18 protein-coding genes are annotated in these 16,932 nt (G+C 64.8%); 14 read left to right on the top strand and 4 right to left on the bottom strand.

The window, feature by feature from the left end; genetic code table 11:
* Positions 1-64: 64 nt before the first annotated feature.
* From mnmG to IEV75_RS05015, 4 genes are read left to right on the top strand one after another with little or no spacing between them, the layout of a single operon-like run.
* Positions 65-1,963 carry a tRNA uridine-5-carboxymethylaminomethyl(34) synthesis enzyme MnmG gene (gene mnmG, locus IEV75_RS05030; RefSeq protein ID WP_188451453.1) on the top strand — a complete coding sequence of 633 codons (1,899 nt, stop codon included), beginning with the start codon at positions 65-67 and terminating at the stop codon, positions 1,961-1,963.
* Entirely contained in the window at positions 1,963-2,616 is a 654-nt protein-coding gene (gene rsmG / locus IEV75_RS05025; RefSeq protein WP_188451452.1) for a 16S rRNA (guanine(527)-N(7))-methyltransferase RsmG, read from the top strand. Before mnmG ends, rsmG begins: the two co-directional genes overlap by 1 nt.
* On the top strand, positions 2,606-3,457 hold the full coding sequence (locus IEV75_RS05020) for a ParA family protein (protein WP_188451451.1): 852 nt from the start codon (positions 2,606-2,608) through the stop codon (positions 3,455-3,457). The genes rsmG and IEV75_RS05020 overlap by 11 nt, the downstream gene beginning before the upstream one ends.
* Positions 3,454-4,359, top strand: a complete 906-nt coding sequence (locus IEV75_RS05015) for a ParB/RepB/Spo0J family partition protein (protein ID WP_188451450.1) — start codon at positions 3,454-3,456, stop codon at positions 4,357-4,359. The genes IEV75_RS05020 and IEV75_RS05015 overlap by 4 nt, the downstream gene beginning before the upstream one ends.
* Here IEV75_RS05015 and holA read toward each other — a convergent pair.
* The 3 genes from holA to IEV75_RS05000 are packed head-to-tail and all read right to left on the bottom strand — an operon-like array spanning position 4,356 to position 6,444.
* Positions 4,356-5,390, bottom strand: a complete 1,035-nt coding sequence (gene holA, locus IEV75_RS05010) for a DNA polymerase III subunit delta (RefSeq protein WP_233351752.1) — start codon at positions 5,388-5,390, stop codon at positions 4,356-4,358. The genes IEV75_RS05015 and holA overlap by 4 nt on opposite strands.
* The gene (locus IEV75_RS05005) at positions 5,384-5,926 is read right to left on the bottom strand and encodes a hypothetical protein (RefSeq protein ID WP_188451449.1); all 543 of its coding nucleotides are present in this window, start codon (positions 5,924-5,926) and stop codon (positions 5,384-5,386) included. The genes holA and IEV75_RS05005 overlap by 7 nt, the downstream gene beginning before the upstream one ends.
* Before the next feature lie 32 nt (positions 5,927-5,958).
* Positions 5,959-6,444: a DUF3576 domain-containing protein gene (locus IEV75_RS05000; RefSeq protein WP_188451448.1), complete on the bottom strand. Its 486-nt coding sequence runs from the start codon at positions 6,442-6,444 to the stop codon at positions 5,959-5,961.
* Between the two features lie 315 nt (positions 6,445-6,759).
* On the opposite strand from IEV75_RS05000, the gene IEV75_RS04995 reads away from it, so the two are divergent.
* Both IEV75_RS04995 and IEV75_RS04990 read left to right on the top strand, forming a co-directional pair.
* A complete protein-coding gene (locus IEV75_RS04995) occupies positions 6,760-7,998 on the top strand; it encodes a hypothetical protein (protein WP_188451447.1) in 1,239 nt (412 codons plus the stop codon).
* A 95-nt stretch (positions 7,999-8,093) separates the two neighbouring features.
* Positions 8,094-8,660: an NtrZ family periplasmic regulatory protein gene (locus tag IEV75_RS04990; protein ID WP_188451446.1), complete on the top strand. Its 567-nt coding sequence runs from the start codon at positions 8,094-8,096 to the stop codon at positions 8,658-8,660.
* Between the two features lie 3 nt (positions 8,661-8,663).
* On the opposite strand, the gene IEV75_RS04985 is transcribed toward IEV75_RS04990, so the two are convergent.
* The gene (locus tag IEV75_RS04985) at positions 8,664-9,419 is read right to left on the bottom strand and encodes an alpha/beta fold hydrolase (RefSeq protein ID WP_188451445.1); all 756 of its coding nucleotides are present in this window, start codon (positions 9,417-9,419) and stop codon (positions 8,664-8,666) included.
* Positions 9,420-9,531: 112 nt separating this feature from the next.
* Here IEV75_RS04985 and IEV75_RS04980 point away from each other — a divergent pair, with 112 nt between their 5' ends.
* The 8 genes from IEV75_RS04980 to IEV75_RS04945 all read left to right on the top strand — a co-directional run bounded on the left by IEV75_RS04980 (position 9,532) and on the right by IEV75_RS04945 (position 16,917).
* Positions 9,532-10,689 carry a glycosyltransferase family 4 protein gene (locus IEV75_RS04980; RefSeq protein ID WP_188451444.1) on the top strand — a complete coding sequence of 386 codons (1,158 nt, stop codon included), beginning with the start codon at positions 9,532-9,534 and terminating at the stop codon, positions 10,687-10,689.
* Entirely contained in the window at positions 10,686-11,672 is a 987-nt protein-coding gene (locus IEV75_RS04975; RefSeq protein WP_188451443.1) for a glycosyltransferase family 9 protein, read from the top strand. Before IEV75_RS04980 ends, IEV75_RS04975 begins: the two co-directional genes overlap by 4 nt.
* A 145-nt stretch (positions 11,673-11,817) precedes the next feature.
* Positions 11,818-12,357 (top strand): translation initiation factor IF-3, encoded by a 540-nt coding sequence (gene infC, locus IEV75_RS13950; RefSeq protein WP_188451527.1) that lies wholly within the window; start codon positions 11,818-11,820, stop codon positions 12,355-12,357.
* Between the two features lie 164 nt (positions 12,358-12,521).
* Positions 12,522-14,294 carry a hypothetical protein gene (locus IEV75_RS04965; protein WP_188451442.1) on the top strand — a complete coding sequence of 591 codons (1,773 nt, stop codon included), beginning with the start codon at positions 12,522-12,524 and terminating at the stop codon, positions 14,292-14,294.
* A gap of 155 nt (positions 14,295-14,449) precedes the next feature.
* Positions 14,450-14,653: a 50S ribosomal protein L35 gene (rpmI, locus tag IEV75_RS04960; protein WP_127565111.1), complete on the top strand. Its 204-nt coding sequence runs from the start codon at positions 14,450-14,452 to the stop codon at positions 14,651-14,653.
* A gap of 44 nt (positions 14,654-14,697) precedes the next feature.
* Positions 14,698-15,057, top strand: a complete 360-nt coding sequence (gene rplT / locus IEV75_RS04955) for a 50S ribosomal protein L20 (protein ID WP_188451441.1) — start codon at positions 14,698-14,700, stop codon at positions 15,055-15,057.
* 182 nt (positions 15,058-15,239) lie between these two features.
* A complete protein-coding gene (gene pheS, locus IEV75_RS04950; RefSeq protein ID WP_188451440.1) occupies positions 15,240-16,322 on the top strand; it encodes a phenylalanine--tRNA ligase subunit alpha in 1,083 nt (360 codons plus the stop codon).
* Position 16,323: 1 nt separating this feature from the next.
* Positions 16,324-16,917 carry a DUF8453 domain-containing protein gene (locus tag IEV75_RS04945; protein WP_188451439.1) on the top strand — a complete coding sequence of 198 codons (594 nt, stop codon included), beginning with the start codon at positions 16,324-16,326 and terminating at the stop codon, positions 16,915-16,917.
* Positions 16,918-16,932: the final 15 nt, after the last annotated feature.

Genomic DNA, 16,932 nt, shown 5'->3' with positions numbered 1-16,932 from the left:
ACTTGGCGCCGCCGATCAGGTATGGACGCGCTCCCCGGCGGGCTGGGCCGGACCAAAGAAAGCCATGACCAGAGATTTGCTTACGCCGGCTGAGGCCGCGCAACGCCAATGGGATGTGATCGTGATCGGCGGTGGCCATGCAGGCTGCGAGGCCGCGAGCGCGGCTGCGCGTCTGGGCGCGGCAACCTTGCTCCTCACCCACAAGGCGGCGACCATTGGCGAGATGAGCTGCAACCCGGCCATTGGCGGGCTCGGCAAGGGCCATCTGGTGCGTGAAGTGGACGCGCTGGACGGCCTTATGGGGCGCGTCACGGACGCGTCCGGTATCCAGTTCCGCATGCTGAACGCCTCCAAGGGCCCGGCCGTGCGCGGGCCGCGCACCCAGTCTGACCGCAAGCTCTATCGCCAGGCGATGCAGGCCGCTTTGGCCGCTCAGGACAATCTGCACATTGTTGAAGCCGCCGCTGAGGATTTGCGGGTGGCGGACGGCGTGTGCAGTGGCGTCGTGGACGCCGAAGGCCGCGAATACCGTGCTGGCGCAGTGGTGCTGACGACCGGCACCTTCCTCAAAGGTGTCATCCATCGCGGCGATGAGCGTATTCCGGCGGGGCGCGTGGGCGATGCGCCCTCTATCGGCCTGGCTGACCGGCTCTACGGGCTGGGCCTCTCCATGGGCCGGCTCAAGACAGGCACGCCCGCGCGGCTCGACGGCTCAACGATTGACTGGGCGGGGCTCGACATGCAGCCCGCCGACGATGTGCCAACGCCCTTCTCTTTCCTGAATGACCGGATCACGGTTCCGCAGATCGCCTGCGGGATCACGCGCACGACCGTTCAGACTCACAAGATCATCGAGGAGAATCTGGGTCACTCGGCGGTCTATGGCGGCAAGATTGCCGGCCGTGGCCCGCGCTACTGCCCGTCAATCGAGGACAAGGTGGTGCGGTTTGCCGACCGTACCAGCCACCAGATATTCCTGGAGCCGGAGGGGCTGGACGATGACACCGTCTATCCCAACGGTATTTCGACCTCCCTGCCCGACCATATCCAGGACGCTTTCCTGCAGACCATTCCGGGGCTGGAGCGGGTGAAGGTCCGCCGCTACGGCTATGCGATCGAGTATGACTATGTTGATCCGCGCGAGTTGGATGCCACGCTTGGCGTGAAGCGTCTGCCCGGTCTGTGGCTGGCTGGTCAGATCAATGGCACGACGGGATATGAGGAGGCCGCCGCCCAAGGGCTGATGGCGGGCTTCAACGCCGCGCTGGCCGCTGCCGGTTCCGCGCCCTTCGCGCTGGACCGTTCGCAGGCCTATATCGGTGTGATGATAGATGATCTCATCACGCGGGGCGTGACGGAGCCCTATCGCATGTTCACCTCACGGGCAGAGTACCGCCTGTCGCTTCGGGCCGACAACGCCGACCAGCGTCTCACACCTCTTGCGATCAGTCTCGGCGCGGCGAGTGTTTCACGTGAAACATCGTTCGCGGCGCGCGCTGAGGCCCTTTCGACCGCCCGGGAGCTTCTGGAACGGTTGACGCTCACCCCTGCGGAGGCCGCGAGGGCGGGCCTCTCGATCAATCAGGACGGAAAGCGCCGTTCCGCCATGGAGCTTGCCGCGCATCCGCAGGTGGGGTGGGACGCGGTGTGCCGGGTCTGGCCGGACGTGGCGGCGCTCAAACCAGCGATTGCTGCGCAGATGCAGAACGAGGCCGTGTATTACGGCTATCTGGACCGGCAGGAAGCCGATGTGATGGCCTTCCGCCGCGATGAGGGCGTGCGTATTCCCGCCGACTTTGATTATCGCGCGGTTGGCGGCCTCTCCAACGAGGTGCGCGAGAAGCTGGAGCGCGCCCGCCCGGCGACGCTGGGCCAGGCCGGCCGGGTTGAAGGCGTGACGCCAGGCGCGCTGACAGCGCTGCTGGCCAGCGTGAAGCGGCTGGACCGGCGCCGGGCAGTCTGATGAGTCACGAACGGACGTACGGCGCCGAGGCCTTTCGGGCGGATACCGGTGTTTCACGTGAAACACTGGAGCGCTTTATCATCTGGCGGCGCCTGCTATCGGAGTGGTCCGCCCACACCAACCTTGTCGGCCGCGCGACACTGGATGAGTTCTGGTTCCGGCACGCGCTCGATAGCTGGCAGCTTGTGGATCTGGCCCCGCCGGGGACGAGCCGCTGGCTCGATATCGGGGCGGGCGCCGGGTTTCCGGGCGTGGCAATTGCGTTCGGGCTGGCCGGGCGTGCGGTTCCGGGCGGTCGCGTCACCCTGGTTGAATCGATTGGCAAAAAGGCGGCCTTTCTGCGTGCTGTGCTCGCCGAAACGGGGGTGGAGGCCGTTGCAGACGTCATCTGTGACCGGGTCGAGGCGCTCGAACCGGTGCCGGTATGTGATGTCGTGACGGCCCGCGCGGTGGCGCCTTTGGAGAAATTGCTGGGTCTGATGGCACCATATGTGGAAAACGGCGCAATTGCGCTGATTCCCAAGGGTGCCCGGCATGCGGAGGAATTGACCGCCGCGCGTAAAAGCTGGAACTTCGAAGCGAGCCTTCATCCAAGCATTACCAGCGATGAAGCCGCCATTATCCGCATTGAAAGGCTGAGCCGTGTCCGTTGATCCCCGTTCCGATACAGCGCCGCGCGCCGGTGCGCCCAAAGTCATTGCCATCGCCAATCAGAAGGGCGGAGTCGGCAAGACCACAACAGCCATCAATCTGGCTACGGCTCTGGCGGCCATCGGCAAGCGCGTGATCGTGCTCGACCTTGATCCCCAGGGAAACGCCTCCACGGGGCTGGGTGTACCGCGCACCGAGCGCAAGGCCACCAGCTATGACGTGCTGGTCAATGAGCGGCCCATCGAAGAGGCCCTTGTCGACACCGCCGTGCCCGGTCTTGGCATAATCCCGTCCGATGTGGATCTGTCGGGCGCCGAGCTGGAGCTGTCGGCCGCGCCGCGCCGTTCCTATCGGCTGCGCCATGCGGTCGACAAGTTCCGCCGCTTCCTGGGGGCACGGGCTACCCATTGCGACTATATCCTCATTGACTGCCCGCCATCCCTGAACTTGCTGACCGTGAACGCGATGACGGCGGCCGATTCCGTGCTGGTGCCGCTGCAGTGCGAGTTCTTTGCCCTGGAAGGCCTTTCCCAGCTAATGCGAACGGTCGATCTGGTGCGTGGCAACCTCAATAAAAGCCTGACTATTCAAGGGGTTGTGCTGACAATGTATGACCGGCGCAACAATCTCTCCAGCCAGGTGGCCGCCGATGTGCGCGCCCATTTCGGTGACCGGGTCTATGAGACGGTCATACCGCGCAATGTGCGCGTTTCCGAGGCGCCGTCCTTCGGCAAGCCGGTCCTGCTCTACGATCTCGCCTGCCCCGGTTCCCAGGCTTATGTGCGGCTCGCCCGCGAGCTCGTCCGTCAGGAGCGCAGGCCCGCTGAAGCGGTGCCGGCATGAGCGCGCAGGAACGCCCGCGCGGCCTCGGCCGCGGCCTTTCCGCGCTTCTGGGTGAAGGCGAGGAAGCAGACAGCCTGCGTGCAGATGAGAGCCGCTCCGGTCAAGCGTCCGGTTCCGCCCCGAAGCCGCTTGCGCTTGATCTGATCGAGGCCAATCCCGATCAGCCGCGCAAGCGCTTCTCCGAGGACGAGCTGGCTGCCCTGTCCGCCTCGATCGCCGAACGCGGCGTGTTGCAGCCCATTCTGGTGCGCCCCGCGCCCGGTAAGACCGGGCACTACCAGATTGTGGCCGGCGAGCGCCGCTGGCGTGCTGCACAGCGTGCCCGCCTGCATGAGATTCCCGCTGTCATCCGTGAGTTTACCGATCGTGAAACGCTGGAAATCGCCATTGTCGAGAACGTGCAGCGCCAGGATCTTAATGCAGTGGAGGAAGCGCGCGGCTATCGCCAGCTGATCGAGGCTTTTGGCCATACCCAGGAGGATGTCGCCCGCGCAGTCGGCAAGTCGCGTGCCCACATCGCCAACACGCTGCGCCTTCTGGCCCTGCCCGAGCCCGTCCTCGACCATCTCGAGGCCGGACGCCTGTCCGCAGGCCACGCGCGTGCCATAGCCACGGCGGGCGACCCGTCTGCCCTCGCAGAGAGGATCATTGCGGGCGGCCTGTCCGTGCGCGGCGCCGAGGCGCTGGCCCGAAAGGAACACGCTCCTGAGCGCAAGGCGCGTGGTGGCGGACTGGAAAAGGCCCAGAAGGACGCCGATACGCGCGCCCTTGAAGCCGATCTCGCCGAGCGTCTTGGCCTGGATGTCGAAATTTCCCATCGCGGGGAAGCTGGCGAAATCCGCGTGCGCTATTCCACGCTGGAACAGCTCGACGATCTGTGCCGCCGGCTGTCTTCGCGCTAGCGCGTCCTTTGCGGTGATGCTGCGCGGGCGAGCCGTAACAGGGTTTCGCCTGCCAGCGCTTCAGCCGGAGAGCCGGAGCGCTTGATGGCGCGCTCGGTTTCAAACGCGATATCGCGCGCTCGGGCTATCCGCGTCCGGGTCCAGGCCCTTGCGGCCGCCTGAAAGCGTTGCGCGGGCGGGCCAAAACGCGGTGCGCCCGCCCTTGCAAGGGCCGCCTGGTCCCCGCCCAGCTGGTGATAGCGTTCTATCTGGTCGATCCGGCGCTGCAGGGCGCGCACAATGGCTACCGGGCTGGCGCCTGAATCAAGCGCACGCCGGTATTGCTGGTCGGCCTCGCCCGGCTCGCCGCAAAGAGCGGCATCGACAATCTTGTCGAGTGCGGCATCGCCGCTTTCGGTGGAAATCGCCGCCAGGTCTTCCAGCGTCACCTCCCCGCCATCGAAGCCCTTGTAAAGCATCAGCTTTTCTATCTCGGAGCGGGCCAGCTCCCGATTGCCCTCCAGAATGCCTGCCAGCGCGTGGCGTGCCTCTCCGGCGAGGGACAGCCCTGCAGCCTGGAAGCTTTCCTCGGCAAGGGCGATCAGGTCGCGTGCATTGTCCTCATAACAGGCAATGGCCGCAGACCGTTTGCCGTCCTCGGCGGCCTTGCGCAGTTTCGAGGCCTTGGTGAGATTGCCCGCCTCGACCACAAGCCGGCCTTCTGCAGGCATGGACCCGGCCTCGAATTCGCTGATCCAGCGCGCCACCGGCGCACTGTCCGCCGAAAGGCGCACCCGTACCAGGCGCTCTCCGCCCATCATGGACATGGCCGCCATCGCATCGGCAAGCGCGGCGGTGTCCGACTTTATGTCCTCATCGCTCAGCCGGGTGACGTTGAAAGGATCATCGGGGTCGCCGGCAATGGCCTGGGACAGGATCTGCGCGCGCTCCCTTACCAGGCCGGAATCCGGGCCGAAGATCACGAAGACACGCATCTCGGGAGGCGGCGACTTCAAAAGCCGGTCAATAGAGCCGCCAGACGGCTTCACCACGGCCCCTCATCCATGTCCGGCTCCTCATTCCCGGCCGGAACTGTCTGCGGGCGTGTGCGGGCAGACCCTTGCTGGCGAAGGCCCGCCAGTATGTCGCGGACAATCGCGTCGGCGACGATTTCCGCGGCGCGCCGTTCGGCATTGGTCCGGGCTGCAATAAGAGCGTATGGCTCCCGCGGCGTTTCAAAGACAACGCGCTCGGTCACGCGCCCACTGAGCGGATTGGCGCCCGAAAGCCGATAGCTCGCCCGGATGTTCAGCGCCACCCGCGTGGCCTGGCCCTCCGTCGACCGGCCAAGCGGCTGCTGGGCTGTCCGCAGCGTGATCGAAAGGGTGCCGGCCTCGCCCTGCGAGACCCCGACCCGTTCGAGCAGCGCCGATTCGGTCAGATAGGACAGGCGCTCATCGCCAGAGACGCTGACCGTGACATTGTCGAGTGTCTCGATGGCCCGGCCCGAATAGAGAGGCTGAAAGCCACACGCCGACAACACCAGACAGGCGGCGGCAGTCAGAACTGAAACCGGGACTTTACGCATTGCCTGTCCGTCCTCGCGCCATCCCTGCCCGGTCAGGAGCCGGGGAGCTGGGAAATCCGCATCTGCCGGGCCCGCGTCAGAATGGCATTTTCCACCTGGATGCGGGTGCCCTGATCGACAACCACATCGGTCCAGTCGCCCGTCGAGGGATCGCGGGCCTGACGGAAAAGCTGGACGCTCAGCGCGTCTGCGCGCAGGCGGCTGTCAAGCACATAGACCGTCGCCTTGAAGCGCTCTTCGGGGGCTTCCGGGTTGGCGTACCAGTCGGTGATGATAACGCCGCCGAACGGATCGATCTGCTCGAGCGGCATGAAGGACAGCGTGTCCAGCGAGGCGCGCCAGAGATAGGCGTTGACACCAATGCCCGCGTCGGGCCCGTCCGCCTGCGTGCCGCTGCCGAGCAGGCCGCCGAAAAATCCGCGATTTTCGCGCTCGGTGCTCGAGCGGGATGCGCAGCCGGCCACCATGCTGGCGACGGCGACAATACTCAGAACCGTTACAAGCGGCCGTGAGAGCATGGGGCAAACCTCCGGGAAATAGACAATGCTTATATGGGCGCATCCTGCCAGCCGCCACAAAAGACCAGAGCGGAGGCAAGCGCAACCCGTCTCCTGCTTCTATAGCATGCGTTCACACCGTGGCCAGAGCGATGTGAGCGCGCGTACCGTGCCGCCCCGCATCATCAATACCGTTGCACTCTTGTGACAGTTCAGGCGGCAAGCCTGCCGGACACCGTTCCGGCAGCTTGACCGCGCCGACAGGCCTCCCGCATCTTGTCAGCGCGCGTCCGGGGGAAAGCGGGGGCGCCACGGCGAGGCCGCGAGAGAAGAGCCATGATACCAGCGCTTCGCGCTCATGTTCGGGCCTTCAGGATTCTCGCGGCCGCGCCTATTCTGGCTCTCGCCCTGCCGGCATTGCCAGCGTCCGCGCAGGAGCGCACTCCCTGGTTTGATACCGATATCCGGCTGGGCGCCGATATTGTGCTCGCGCCGGCCGGCGCCGGTGCTGCCCGTTCCGGCCCCTATGGGGAAGTCCGGCTTGATTACACAGCGGAACGTATTCTTGAGAACACCAGCCGGGTGGGCTTTGCCGGCGGGCTGGTGTTGCGCCGCGATTCCGGCCGGGCCGGCCTGGCACAGACCACCGGCCATTGCCCGCCGGGCGCGGCAGACTGTTTCGATGCGGGCGGGCTGGCCCCGGTCGGGGCCTTTACCGGGTTTGCAGCTGTGCCTGGCATTTCCGGTGATGATCCGGCCCTGGCTGTTGAAACCGCCTTTGCCTACTGGCGCGGCGGTCTTGTCGAGATCCGCGGCGGCTACGGACCGGGCGCGGCAGCGCTGGAAAGCGAGCCCCTGCCCGGTGCGTTCTGGCTGATGCGCGCCGATGCCGCGCGCATCGACCCGTCAGGGCGCAATCTGGCCTCCACCGCCAATACGCTGTCCGGTCATGCGCCCAAGCTCGTGCTGCGCAGTGTCCGGCTCGCGGGCTTTCGCGCCTCTGCCTCCTTCACCCCTGATGGGGATGTGTGCGGGGCGAGTTTTTGCCGGCCCGCCCGCCAGCCGGGCACGCTCGCCGCAGCCAGCGTGCGCGACATTGCCGAGCTTGGCCTGTCATTCGATCACCGCTTTGCCGCCACCGGCGTGCGCTGGACGGCCGGGCTTGGCCTGTCGCACGGGCGCGCCACGGGCGCCGACAGCGCCTTCTTTGACGATCCGTGGGCGGTATCGGCGCGCCTGGTCCGCTCCCAGGGGGGCTGGACGGCCGGGCTCAGCACCCTACTGAGCAATGACGGCGTTTCCGGCGCCCGCTACAGCGCGCAAGCGGCAAGCCTCGCTTACGAAAGCGGTGACTGGCTCTTCAGCCTGGAAATGTCACAGGCGCGCTCTGGCCTGGTTCACGCCCACAGCCGAAGCGTGCTGGCCGGAGCCTCGCGCTATTTTGAGTCCGGGCTCATTCTGGGTGCCGGCATTGCGCACACCCGGTCCGGTGAAGCTGAACTGTCCGGCGGTGCACGCATCACGCGTACACGCGAACGCGCACGCCTTTTCCTCGAAGCAGGGTTGCGCTTTTGACACGCTCCGGGCGAATTCGCATTTCATCCAGGGCAACCCTGTTGGGTTTGCCGCATTGCTGGCGTATATGGGATATTCGAGTATCGGAGAACGCCATGCGCCTTCGCCTGTCAGTCCTGTCGGCCCTGCCGGTTGTGATGGCCCTTGCCATCGCACCGTCTGCGCTCGCACAGGATGCGGGGGCGTCCGACGGCTTCAATCTGCGCGGCACGGCGTTTTCCGATCTGACCTCGCTTGAGCGTCTTCAGGACCTTGCCGAACAGGCAGAGGCCGAGCAGGCCCGGGCTGCGCGTGAGGAAGAGGCCCGCCGCGAGGCCGCCCTTCTGTCGGTCCCGGATCGCCCCACGGCCTCTGCAACAGCCTGGCAGCAGCGCTTCACCATGGCGCCTGCAGGCACGATGGCCTCGGTGTGGGGAGAGCAGGCCGAGCAGTTCCGCTTTTCCGCCGGCGAACGCTGGGGCATTTCGCTGGGCATTTCCCAGCGCATGCGCGGCCAGTCCTTCGAGCTTCAGGATGTGAGCGCGGGTGCGTTCTACTCCCTGACCGACCGGGTGCGCATTGGCGGTGAATTCCGCTTCACCTCGCCGGAGGAAGACGTGTTTGGCGAGGAGGCTGACCGCCGTACGCCGCAGCTGCGCTTTGAATCGGCCTTCCGCTTCTAGCTTTTATCCCGCGCTTTCGAGAGTTGTGCACAGCGCGTCGACGCTGGCTATCAGCCTTTCGATATCGGCAGGTGTGGACAGGCGGTGATCACCGCTCTTGCTGATATGGACGGACACGTCGTTCGAGGTCAGTGTGCCGGCAAGCGCCATCGCATGCTGCCAGGGCACGTCGGTATCGGCCATGCCCTGCAATATGCGTACGGGCCCCTCAAAGCCGATCTGCCCATCCATGAGCAACCACTGGCGTGCTTCCTCGATCAGTCCGCGCGTGATGACAAGCGGCTCCCCATACTCAGATGGCTGCGCCCATTCGCCCCGGGTGATGATGGTTTCGCGGACATGGTCTGAAAACCCGGCCCACATCAGCCTTTCGGTAAAATCCGGCGCTGGCGCGATCAGGACCAGCCCCGCGACACGCTCCGGCCGCGCCAATGCCGCCAGCAGGGCGGTCCAGGCGCCCATCGACGATCCGACAAGGATCAGCGGCCCCTTGCCAAGCGAGTCAATGACCTGAAGCGCGTCCTCACGCCACAGCCCGACGCGCGCCGCGCGCCAGTCTCCATCGGACTGGCCGTGGGCAAAATAGTCAAAGCGCACGAAGGCGCGGCCCTCACGTTTTGCCCAGCCGTCCAGGGCGAGCGCCTTGGTGCCCTCCATGTCCGAGCGCAGGCCCCCCAGCCAGATAACGCCCGGCCCCTTGCCGGCATGGCGCTTATAAGCGAGGCGTGATCCATCCTTGCGGTGAAGATATTGCGGCATCGGGGAGCCTTTGCATGTGTTCTGGCGTTTGCGCCCTGCCTGCACCATCATTATGAGCCGGACCGGATGGTTCAACCGCCTTGCCGCACATTGATCTGGAAAATACCCGTTCATGAAGATCCTCCAGCTTATTCCCGAGCTTGAAGCGGGCGGTGCCGAGCGCACCACCATCGATGTCGCGCAGGCGATAAATGCTGCTGGTGGGCAAGCGCTTGTGGCCAGCCTTGGCGGGCGGCTGGAGGACGAGCTGCAGGCGGCAGGTGGAGAGCTCTTGCGCCTCGACATGAAAACCAAGAACCCGCTGACGATCCGGGCCAATGCCGGCAGGCTGGCCGCGATCGTGCGCGAGCGCGGGGTCGACATCATCCATGCGCGCTCCCGCGCGCCTGCCTGGAGCGGCCTGTGGGCCGCCCGCGATACGGGGACGCTGTTCGTCACTACCTATCACGGAACCTATAATGCGCGCTCGGGCCTGAAACGCCTTTACAATTCGGCCATGGCACGCGGCGATGCCGTCATCGCCAACTCGCACTTCATCGCCGATCACGTGCGGGCCGAGCATGCCGCCGTGCTGGCGCAAAAGCGGCCAGACCTGTCTCACCTGCATGTCATTCCGCGCGGCGTTGACCTGTCCCGGCTCGACCCGGCCCTTGCAGACCCTTTGCAGGTGGAGGGGTTGCGTGCCGCCTGGCTGGACGGGCGCGAGGCGCCCCTCATTCTCCTGCCTGCGCGCCTGACGGGCTGGAAAGGGCAGATTCTGGCCATTGATGCGGTGGCCGCGCTTGCCGGCCGCCTGCCCGGCCCCGCGCCTGTTCTGGTGTGCGCCGGCGATGCGCAGGGGCGTGACGGCTATGTGGACCAGTTGCGCGAACACGCTGCCCGGTCGGGGGTCGCCCTGGTCCTGCCGGGCCATCTGTCTGACATGGCCACCGCTTATATGGCAGCTGATATTGTCATTACGCCGTCCATCGAGCCGGAGGCTTTCGGGCGCACCCTTGCCGAAGCCATGGCCATGGAACGTCCTGTTATCGCGGCCGCGCATGGCGGCCCGCTGGAAATCCTTGCCGGCACCGAAACAGGCTGGCTGTTTGCGCCCGGCAATGCCGGGGAACTTGCCGCGCGGCTCAAGACTGTACTCGAGCTTGACCCCGCCACAAAAAAAATGCGCGGGCATTTGGCGCGCCAACGTGTTATCGCCCATTATTCGCGCGAGGCGCTGCAGGGATCGACCTTGCGGGTATACCGGGAACTTCTAGACTATCGCCCATGATTGAGCACGAGCCGCCCAAGGAACAGGTACTGGTCGTCCATGAGGGCGATCTGCGTGCAACCGTGCGCATGATGGCGGCTGCGCGCCTGATCCGTGAGCATCATCGCAAGGCGCGTATCACCTTTCTCACCACGCCGGAATATGAAGGCCTGGTGAAATACTGCCCCTATTTCAACGCGGTGGAGACAACCCTTCGCGAGACCGCGAAGAAAGGGTTTATCGAGCGCGTCAAGCTTGCCCGCGCCTCCAAGTTTGATTTCGTCTACGATCTGTGTGCGTCGGACGCGGCCCGCAAGCTGAAGGGCGCGATGCGCCTGTCACGCGGCCAGTGGATTGACAGCGCGCCGGATCCCAAATCACCCGATCACCCGTCCGAACAGATTGCCGATCAGCTTGGCCGGGCCGGCATTGGCCGTACCGGCCACCGGCTGGGCGAGGCGCCGCCTCCCATGCTGGACTGGGTGGATTTTGTCGCCAAGCGCTCGCGCACGCTGGAGCCGGCCTATTTCGGGCTTCAGGGCCGATATGCCCTGTTTGCGCCTGCAGGCGATGAATTCCAGCCCGCCTTCCGCTGGCCGAAGGAGCGCTGGGCCTCGCTGGCCCATGCGCTCAAGGAGCAGGGTGTGGAACCGGTCATGGTAGGTGGCCCGTCCACGCGCGAGATTGGCCGCTATATCGCGCACGTCACACCCGGCGCGCGCGACCTCACGGGCCGTGCCAACCTTGTCCAGCTGGCCGGGCTCGGCCGGAAAGCAAGCTTTTCCTTCGGCGAGGATGTGGACCTTTTGCACCTTCTCGTCGCCGCCGGCTCACCGGCTGTCATGTTTCATCCAGGTGCCGAGGCGCCTCACATGGCCTCTCCGCGCGGCCCTGAAAGCGTAATTCTCATGCACGCCCCGACACTTGCACAGATTTCGGTTGCCGAAGCCGTGCAGTCCATGCGTGTGGCGGGCGGTTTCGCGCGTAGCCCGGAAGCGGCCTGAATGTCTTGATTTTACCAGCCATCTCACGATATGCGCATGCATCGGAAACGCGATATCGCGCGTTGACACCGTTGAAGAGTTTTGTCTGCCGGGAGCGGGAGCACGATTTGGCTCCCCGGTCCGGCGCTGTAACAGGAGAAGACGCATAGCCCGACGCCCCCACGCCGCGCCGCCTGCCAAGAAGGACGGGCCGCGCATCAATGGAGACATTCGCGTACCGCGAGTGCTCCTGATTGACGAAAATGGCGAAAAACAAGGTGAGATGCCTATCGAGGCCGCGCTGGATGCTGCGGCCGAGGCCGGACTCGACCTTATCGAAGTGTCACCGACCGCCAACCCGCCTGTCTGCAAGCTGGCCGATTTCGGCAAGCTGAAATATGCCGAGCAGAAGAAGAAGGCGGAGGCCCGCAAGAAGCAGAAGACGCAGGATATCAAAGAGATAAAAATGCGTCCCAATATCGACACGCACGATTACGAGGTGAAAACCAAATCGATGCGGCGCTTCTTCGAGGACGGTGACAAGGTGAAGATCACCTTGCGCTTCCGGGGCCGCGAAATGGCGCACCAGGATCGCGGCATGGTCATTTTTGACCGGGTCAAGGCCGATTTTGGCGATATTGCCAAGGTGGAGTTCGAGCCCAAGCTCGAAGGCCGTCAGATGATCATGGTGATGGCGCCGCGCTAGGGCTTTTTGCCCATGACGGTTTCGGGCTGTCAGTCTGGAAAATCTGCAAAAGGCCGGTAGCGGGCCCGCGCTGCCGGCTTTTTTGCGGCTAGGCACGCCCCCCTTGTTGGGCCTAGTGTCGCTGCCGTCGCATTCGAACGCGCAGCGTCCATAAGGGGGTCCTCATGAAATATCTCGTATCTCTCGGCGTGCTGGCTGCAGCCATCGCCGCGCCGCAGGCTGTCAGCCAGACACCGGCCGGAACGGCTGAAGGCCGCCACGGTTCGGTCACGCTCTCTGCGGGCTTTCCCGAGGATCCACGCACCTTTGCTGTGCAGGCAGGCGGCGCCATGCGCGCTTCGCGCCTCGGCGGCTCGGGGTGTGTGGGTTTCATTACCGAGGATCCGAGCTTTGTTCTCACCTACGAGGATGCCGGCGATGTGTTTGATCTGATGATATCGGCCGCGTCCGAGGCCGACACGGCTCTGGCTGTGCGCACGCCCGGCGGCGACGTGCTGTGTGATGATGATGGCGGGGCAAGCGGCTTCAATCCCGGTGTTACGGTCGAAAGCCCCTCCAGCGGCCGTTACGAAATATGGGTGGCCACCTATTCGGCCGGTATCGGCTATCCGGAGGCGGCCCTGCACATCTCCGAGCTTGCCTATTCGGATGCCAACCCGTTTGCCCGCACGGTCAATGCAGAGGCGCCGGCGGGAGCATCGCTGTCCCTGCGCGCCGGTTTCCGCGATGATCCCGCCAGCATCGAGGTTGCGCAGGGCGGCGATGTGCGCTTTGGCCCGCTTGGCTCCAGCTGCACAGGGTTTGGCGCAGAGGCGCCGAGCGCCCGCCTGACCTACCGTGCCGGGCGCTATCAGCTTTATATCTCCACCGAGAGCGAGCGCGATGGCACCATCGCCGTGCTGGCTCCCGACGGAAGCTGGCATTGTGATGATGACGGCGCGGGCAATCTTGACCCGGGTGTCGTTTTCTCTGAACCGCAATCGGGCGACTATCTGATCTGGGCCGGCACGTTCAGCGAGGCGGGTGCGCAGACCGCCACCTTGCACGTTTCGGAAATCGGCTATGCCGGTGTCGACAACTCGGTGGACGTCTCCGGACAGCCCCATCACGGCGCACACCGTTTGCGCGCGGGCTTCTCGCCCAATCCGTTCGCGATGGGTGTGGAGGCTGGCGGTCCTGTGCGCGCCGATCAGGCGCTCGCAGACCACACCGTGATCGAGGGCTATTGTTATGGCTATATCACGCGTGAACCCACCATGCGCCTGACCTGGACGGGCAATGGCGAGCCGCTCTTCATTTCCGCCGGGAGCGATGCCGACACCCTGCTTCTGGTCAACGGGCCGGATGGCGGCTGGTGGTGCAATGATGATGGCGCAGGCGACCTCAATCCCGGCGTGACAGTCGATGACGGCCCTGACGGCGTTTACGACATCTATGCCGCGACCTTCTCACCGGAAGAAACGGCCACGGCCACGGTCTACATCTCGCAAACGGGCTTTGGCCCGGAGGCGGTATCGACGCGTGTGGACCCCTCGCTCGACCCGCGTTTTGGCGCCTTCACCCTTGACCCGGCCTCCGGCAGCGTACCCTACGAGCTCGAACTTGAGGCCGGCGGGCCGCTGCGGGCCTATCAGGCCGGTTTCCGCTCTACCGATTACTGTGTCGGCTATGTCAGCCGCGAGCCGAGCCTGGTCATCAACTGGGCACCGGATTCCGCCGCACCGTTTGCGGTCTATTTCGATGCCGAGCGTGACACGACGCTGGCGGTGCAGCTGCCTGACGGCACATGGCGCTGCAATGATGACGGGTCGATCGGCCTGAATGCCGGTCTCAGCCTGGACGGCGAGCCGGGCTTCTATCGTATATATGCCGGCACGTACGGGTCCGAACCGGCCCCGGCGCGCCTTCACATCACGACCGAAGAGCTGCCGCGCTGATTATGTACGGGGAAGGCGCCAGACGCTTGCGTTTTGCGCCTTCTTGCGTATAACCACGCGCTCTTTCGTCCGGTCAGTCAGGCCCACGACATGCCTGCTGGCCGTTTAACGGCTCGCCGCGCGCCAGCGCCCGGCACCCATATCAGGAGACCGAAATGTCGAAGATGAAGACCAAAAGCGGCGCCAAGAAGCGCTTCAAGGTGACCGGGACCGGCAAAGTGCTGGCCGCCCAGTCCGGCAAACGTCACGGCATGATCAAGCGGACGCCCAAGCAAATCCGCCAGAAGCGCGGCACCGACACTCTGGCGGCGCCTGACGCGAAGATCGTGAAACAACACTACCTGCCCTACAGCCGCTAACGCGCTGGCCGGTACGTACACCCAACGTTTGAAGGACTGACATCATGGCTCGCGTTTCCTCAGGACCCGCTACCCACGCCCGTCACCGCAAGGTGATCAAGGCCGCCAAAGGCTATTATGGCCGCCGCAAGAACACGTTCCGTGCTGCCAATCAGGCAGTCGAGAAGGCCGGCCAGTACGCTTACCGCGACCGCCGCGCCAAGAAGCGCAATTTCCGTTCGCTCTGGATCCAGCGCATCAATGCCGCTGCCCGCCTGAACGACCTGACCTATGCCACGTTTATGAACGGGCTCAAGAAGGCCGGTATCGAGCTTGACCGCAAGGTGCTCTCCGATATCGCCATTCGTGAGCCCGAAGCCTTTACCGCCCTGGCTGACCAGGCGCGTTCGGCTCTCAAGGCGTAAGTGGCAGGTCCGGGCTGGCCACCAGCCCTCAACGGATCAGGAAAGCCCGCCTGCGAGCCTCGCAGGCGGGCTTTTGTCTGTCTGCCTCGCGCCAGGGTTTGAACCCCGCCGCCAAAAAGGTCTAAGACCCGGCTGATATCCATATGGCCCCGGCAGGCCGCACCGACGAAACGGGACGAGCGATGACGACACTTGATGATCTTGCGGCGCTGGACACGCGCTACATGGCTGCGATTGACGCTGCAGGCGATATTCCTGCGCTCGAAGAGGTGCGCGTCGCCGCGCTCGGCAAGAAGGGCGAGGTCAGCCTGAAAATGCGCGATCTCGGCTCCATGAGCCCTGATGAACGCAAGGTGTTCGGCCCGGCGCTCAACGGCCTGAAAGACAGCCTCACCCGCGCTATCGAGGCAAAAAAGACCGCCCTTGAGGCGGACGCGCTCAATGCGGCTTTGGCCTCAGAGCGCGTGGACATCACCCTGCCTGCCCCGCGCGAGCCGAAAGGTTCGCTGCATCCGGTGAGCCAGGTGATGGAAGAGCTCGCCGTGATCTTCGCCGATATGGGCTTTGCCGTCGCTGAAGGCCCGGACGTGGAAGATGATTTTCATAACTTCACCGCGCTGAACTTCCCCGCCGATCACCCCGCGCGCGACACCCACGACACCTTCTTCATGGAGAAGGGCGAGGACGGCACGGCCAGGCTCCTGCGCACCCACACCTCGCCGGTGCAGATCCGCACGCTGATGAATTCAGAGCCGCCGGTGCGTATCATCGCGCCGGGCCGGGTCTATCGCTGTGACTGGGACCAGACCCATACCCCAATGTTTCATCAGGTTGAGGGGCTGGTGATCGACAAGGACACCCATATGGGTCACCTCAAAGGGTGCCTGATCGACTTCATCGCGGCCTTTTTCGAGACCGATGAGGTGGAGGTGCGCTTCCGTCCCCACCACTTCCCTTTCACCGAGCCGAGCGCGGAGATGGATGTGCGCTATGAGCGCGTCGGCGACGCGGTAAAGGTCGGCTCTGGCGATAAATGGCTGGAGATTCTGGGCTGCGGCATGGTCCACCCGAACGTGATTCGGGCGTGCGGGCTGGACCCGGATGTCTATCAGGGCTTTGCCTTCGGCATGGGGGTCGACCGTCTTGCCATGCTGAAATACGGGATGAGCGATCTGCGCCCCTTCTTCGAGCCGGACCCGCGCTGGCTTTCCCATTATGGCTTCTCGCCGCTTCTGCAGGCGAATCTGGCAACGGGGCTCAGCTGAGATGGCACGCAAACCCTCCCGCGCCCGGCTGCGGTTTGAAACCGTCGGTTCGATCACGGCCATCATTGTCGGCGTGGCAGCACTGTATGTCAGCTGGGACCAGGCCCGCGTCATGCGGGCCCAGCAGCACGCAAGCGTTCTGCCCGCAATCCAGATCGATGGCTTCCAGACCCGCGATGGCGACATGGCCTCCATCGGCCTGCGTATACGCAATGCGGGCGTCGGCCCGGCGATCATCTCGTCAGTCAGCCTGACGCGGCTGGGTCAGCCGAGTGAGGACATTGCGCCGATCATCGAGCTGCTGCCCGAAGGTTTCGACCTGTCCTGGACGACGATGATCGGCCGGGTGGTTGCAGCCGGTGAGACGGTCGAGGCGATCAGCTTCCACTGGCCCGCCGGGGCGCTCAGCTCCGAGCAGGGCGCTGCGCTGGGGGCGGAGTGGACGAGTTGGGATGTATCGGTGTGCTACTGCTCGGTTTTTGAACGGTGCTGGATTGCTGAAACACGCGGCGTCGGGGCCGGGGCGCACAGCGTCCGGGCCTGTCCCGCACCCGATTATGATCTGTTCGAGCGCATTGGCGCTCAAGGCCTTTAAGTGCGAGCGCGATTG

Origin of the sequence: Glycocaulis albus (assembly GCF_014639075.1) — a bacterium.
Taxonomy (GTDB): domain Bacteria; phylum Pseudomonadota; class Alphaproteobacteria; order Caulobacterales; family Maricaulaceae; genus Glycocaulis; species Glycocaulis albus.
This window is presented reverse-complemented; position numbering and strand designations above follow the sequence as displayed.

Bases quoted from the DNA above. Each gene is read 5' to 3' on its own strand.
- mnmG (WP_188451453.1), top strand. From the start codon at position 65: ATGACCAGAGATTTGCTTACGCCGGCTGAGGCCGCGCAACGCCAATGG.
- rsmG (WP_188451452.1), top strand. From the start codon at position 1,963: ATGAGTCACGAACGGACGTACGGCGCCGAGGCCTTTCGGGCGGATACC.
- IEV75_RS05015 (WP_188451450.1), top strand. From the start codon at position 3,454: ATGAGCGCGCAGGAACGCCCGCGCGGCCTCGGCCGCGGCCTTTCCGCG.
- IEV75_RS05005 (WP_188451449.1), bottom strand. From the start codon at position 5,926: ATGCGTAAAGTCCCGGTTTCAGTTCTGACTGCCGCCGCCTGTCTGGTG.
- IEV75_RS05000 (WP_188451448.1), bottom strand. From the start codon at position 6,444: ATGCTCTCACGGCCGCTTGTAACGGTTCTGAGTATTGTCGCCGTCGCC.
- IEV75_RS04995 (WP_188451447.1), top strand. From the start codon at position 6,760: ATGATACCAGCGCTTCGCGCTCATGTTCGGGCCTTCAGGATTCTCGCG.
- IEV75_RS04990 (WP_188451446.1), top strand. From the start codon at position 8,094: ATGCGCCTTCGCCTGTCAGTCCTGTCGGCCCTGCCGGTTGTGATGGCC.
- IEV75_RS04985 (WP_188451445.1), bottom strand. From the start codon at position 9,419: ATGCCGCAATATCTTCACCGCAAGGATGGATCACGCCTCGCTTATAAG.
- IEV75_RS04980 (WP_188451444.1), top strand. From the start codon at position 9,532: ATGAAGATCCTCCAGCTTATTCCCGAGCTTGAAGCGGGCGGTGCCGAG.
- IEV75_RS04975 (WP_188451443.1), top strand. From the start codon at position 10,686: ATGATTGAGCACGAGCCGCCCAAGGAACAGGTACTGGTCGTCCATGAG.
- IEV75_RS04965 (WP_188451442.1), top strand. From the start codon at position 12,522: ATGAAATATCTCGTATCTCTCGGCGTGCTGGCTGCAGCCATCGCCGCG.
- rpmI (WP_127565111.1), top strand. From the start codon at position 14,450: ATGTCGAAGATGAAGACCAAAAGCGGCGCCAAGAAGCGCTTCAAGGTG.
- rplT (WP_188451441.1), top strand. From the start codon at position 14,698: ATGGCTCGCGTTTCCTCAGGACCCGCTACCCACGCCCGTCACCGCAAG.
- pheS (WP_188451440.1), top strand. From the start codon at position 15,240: ATGACGACACTTGATGATCTTGCGGCGCTGGACACGCGCTACATGGCT.
- IEV75_RS04945 (WP_188451439.1), top strand. From the start codon at position 16,324: ATGGCACGCAAACCCTCCCGCGCCCGGCTGCGGTTTGAAACCGTCGGT.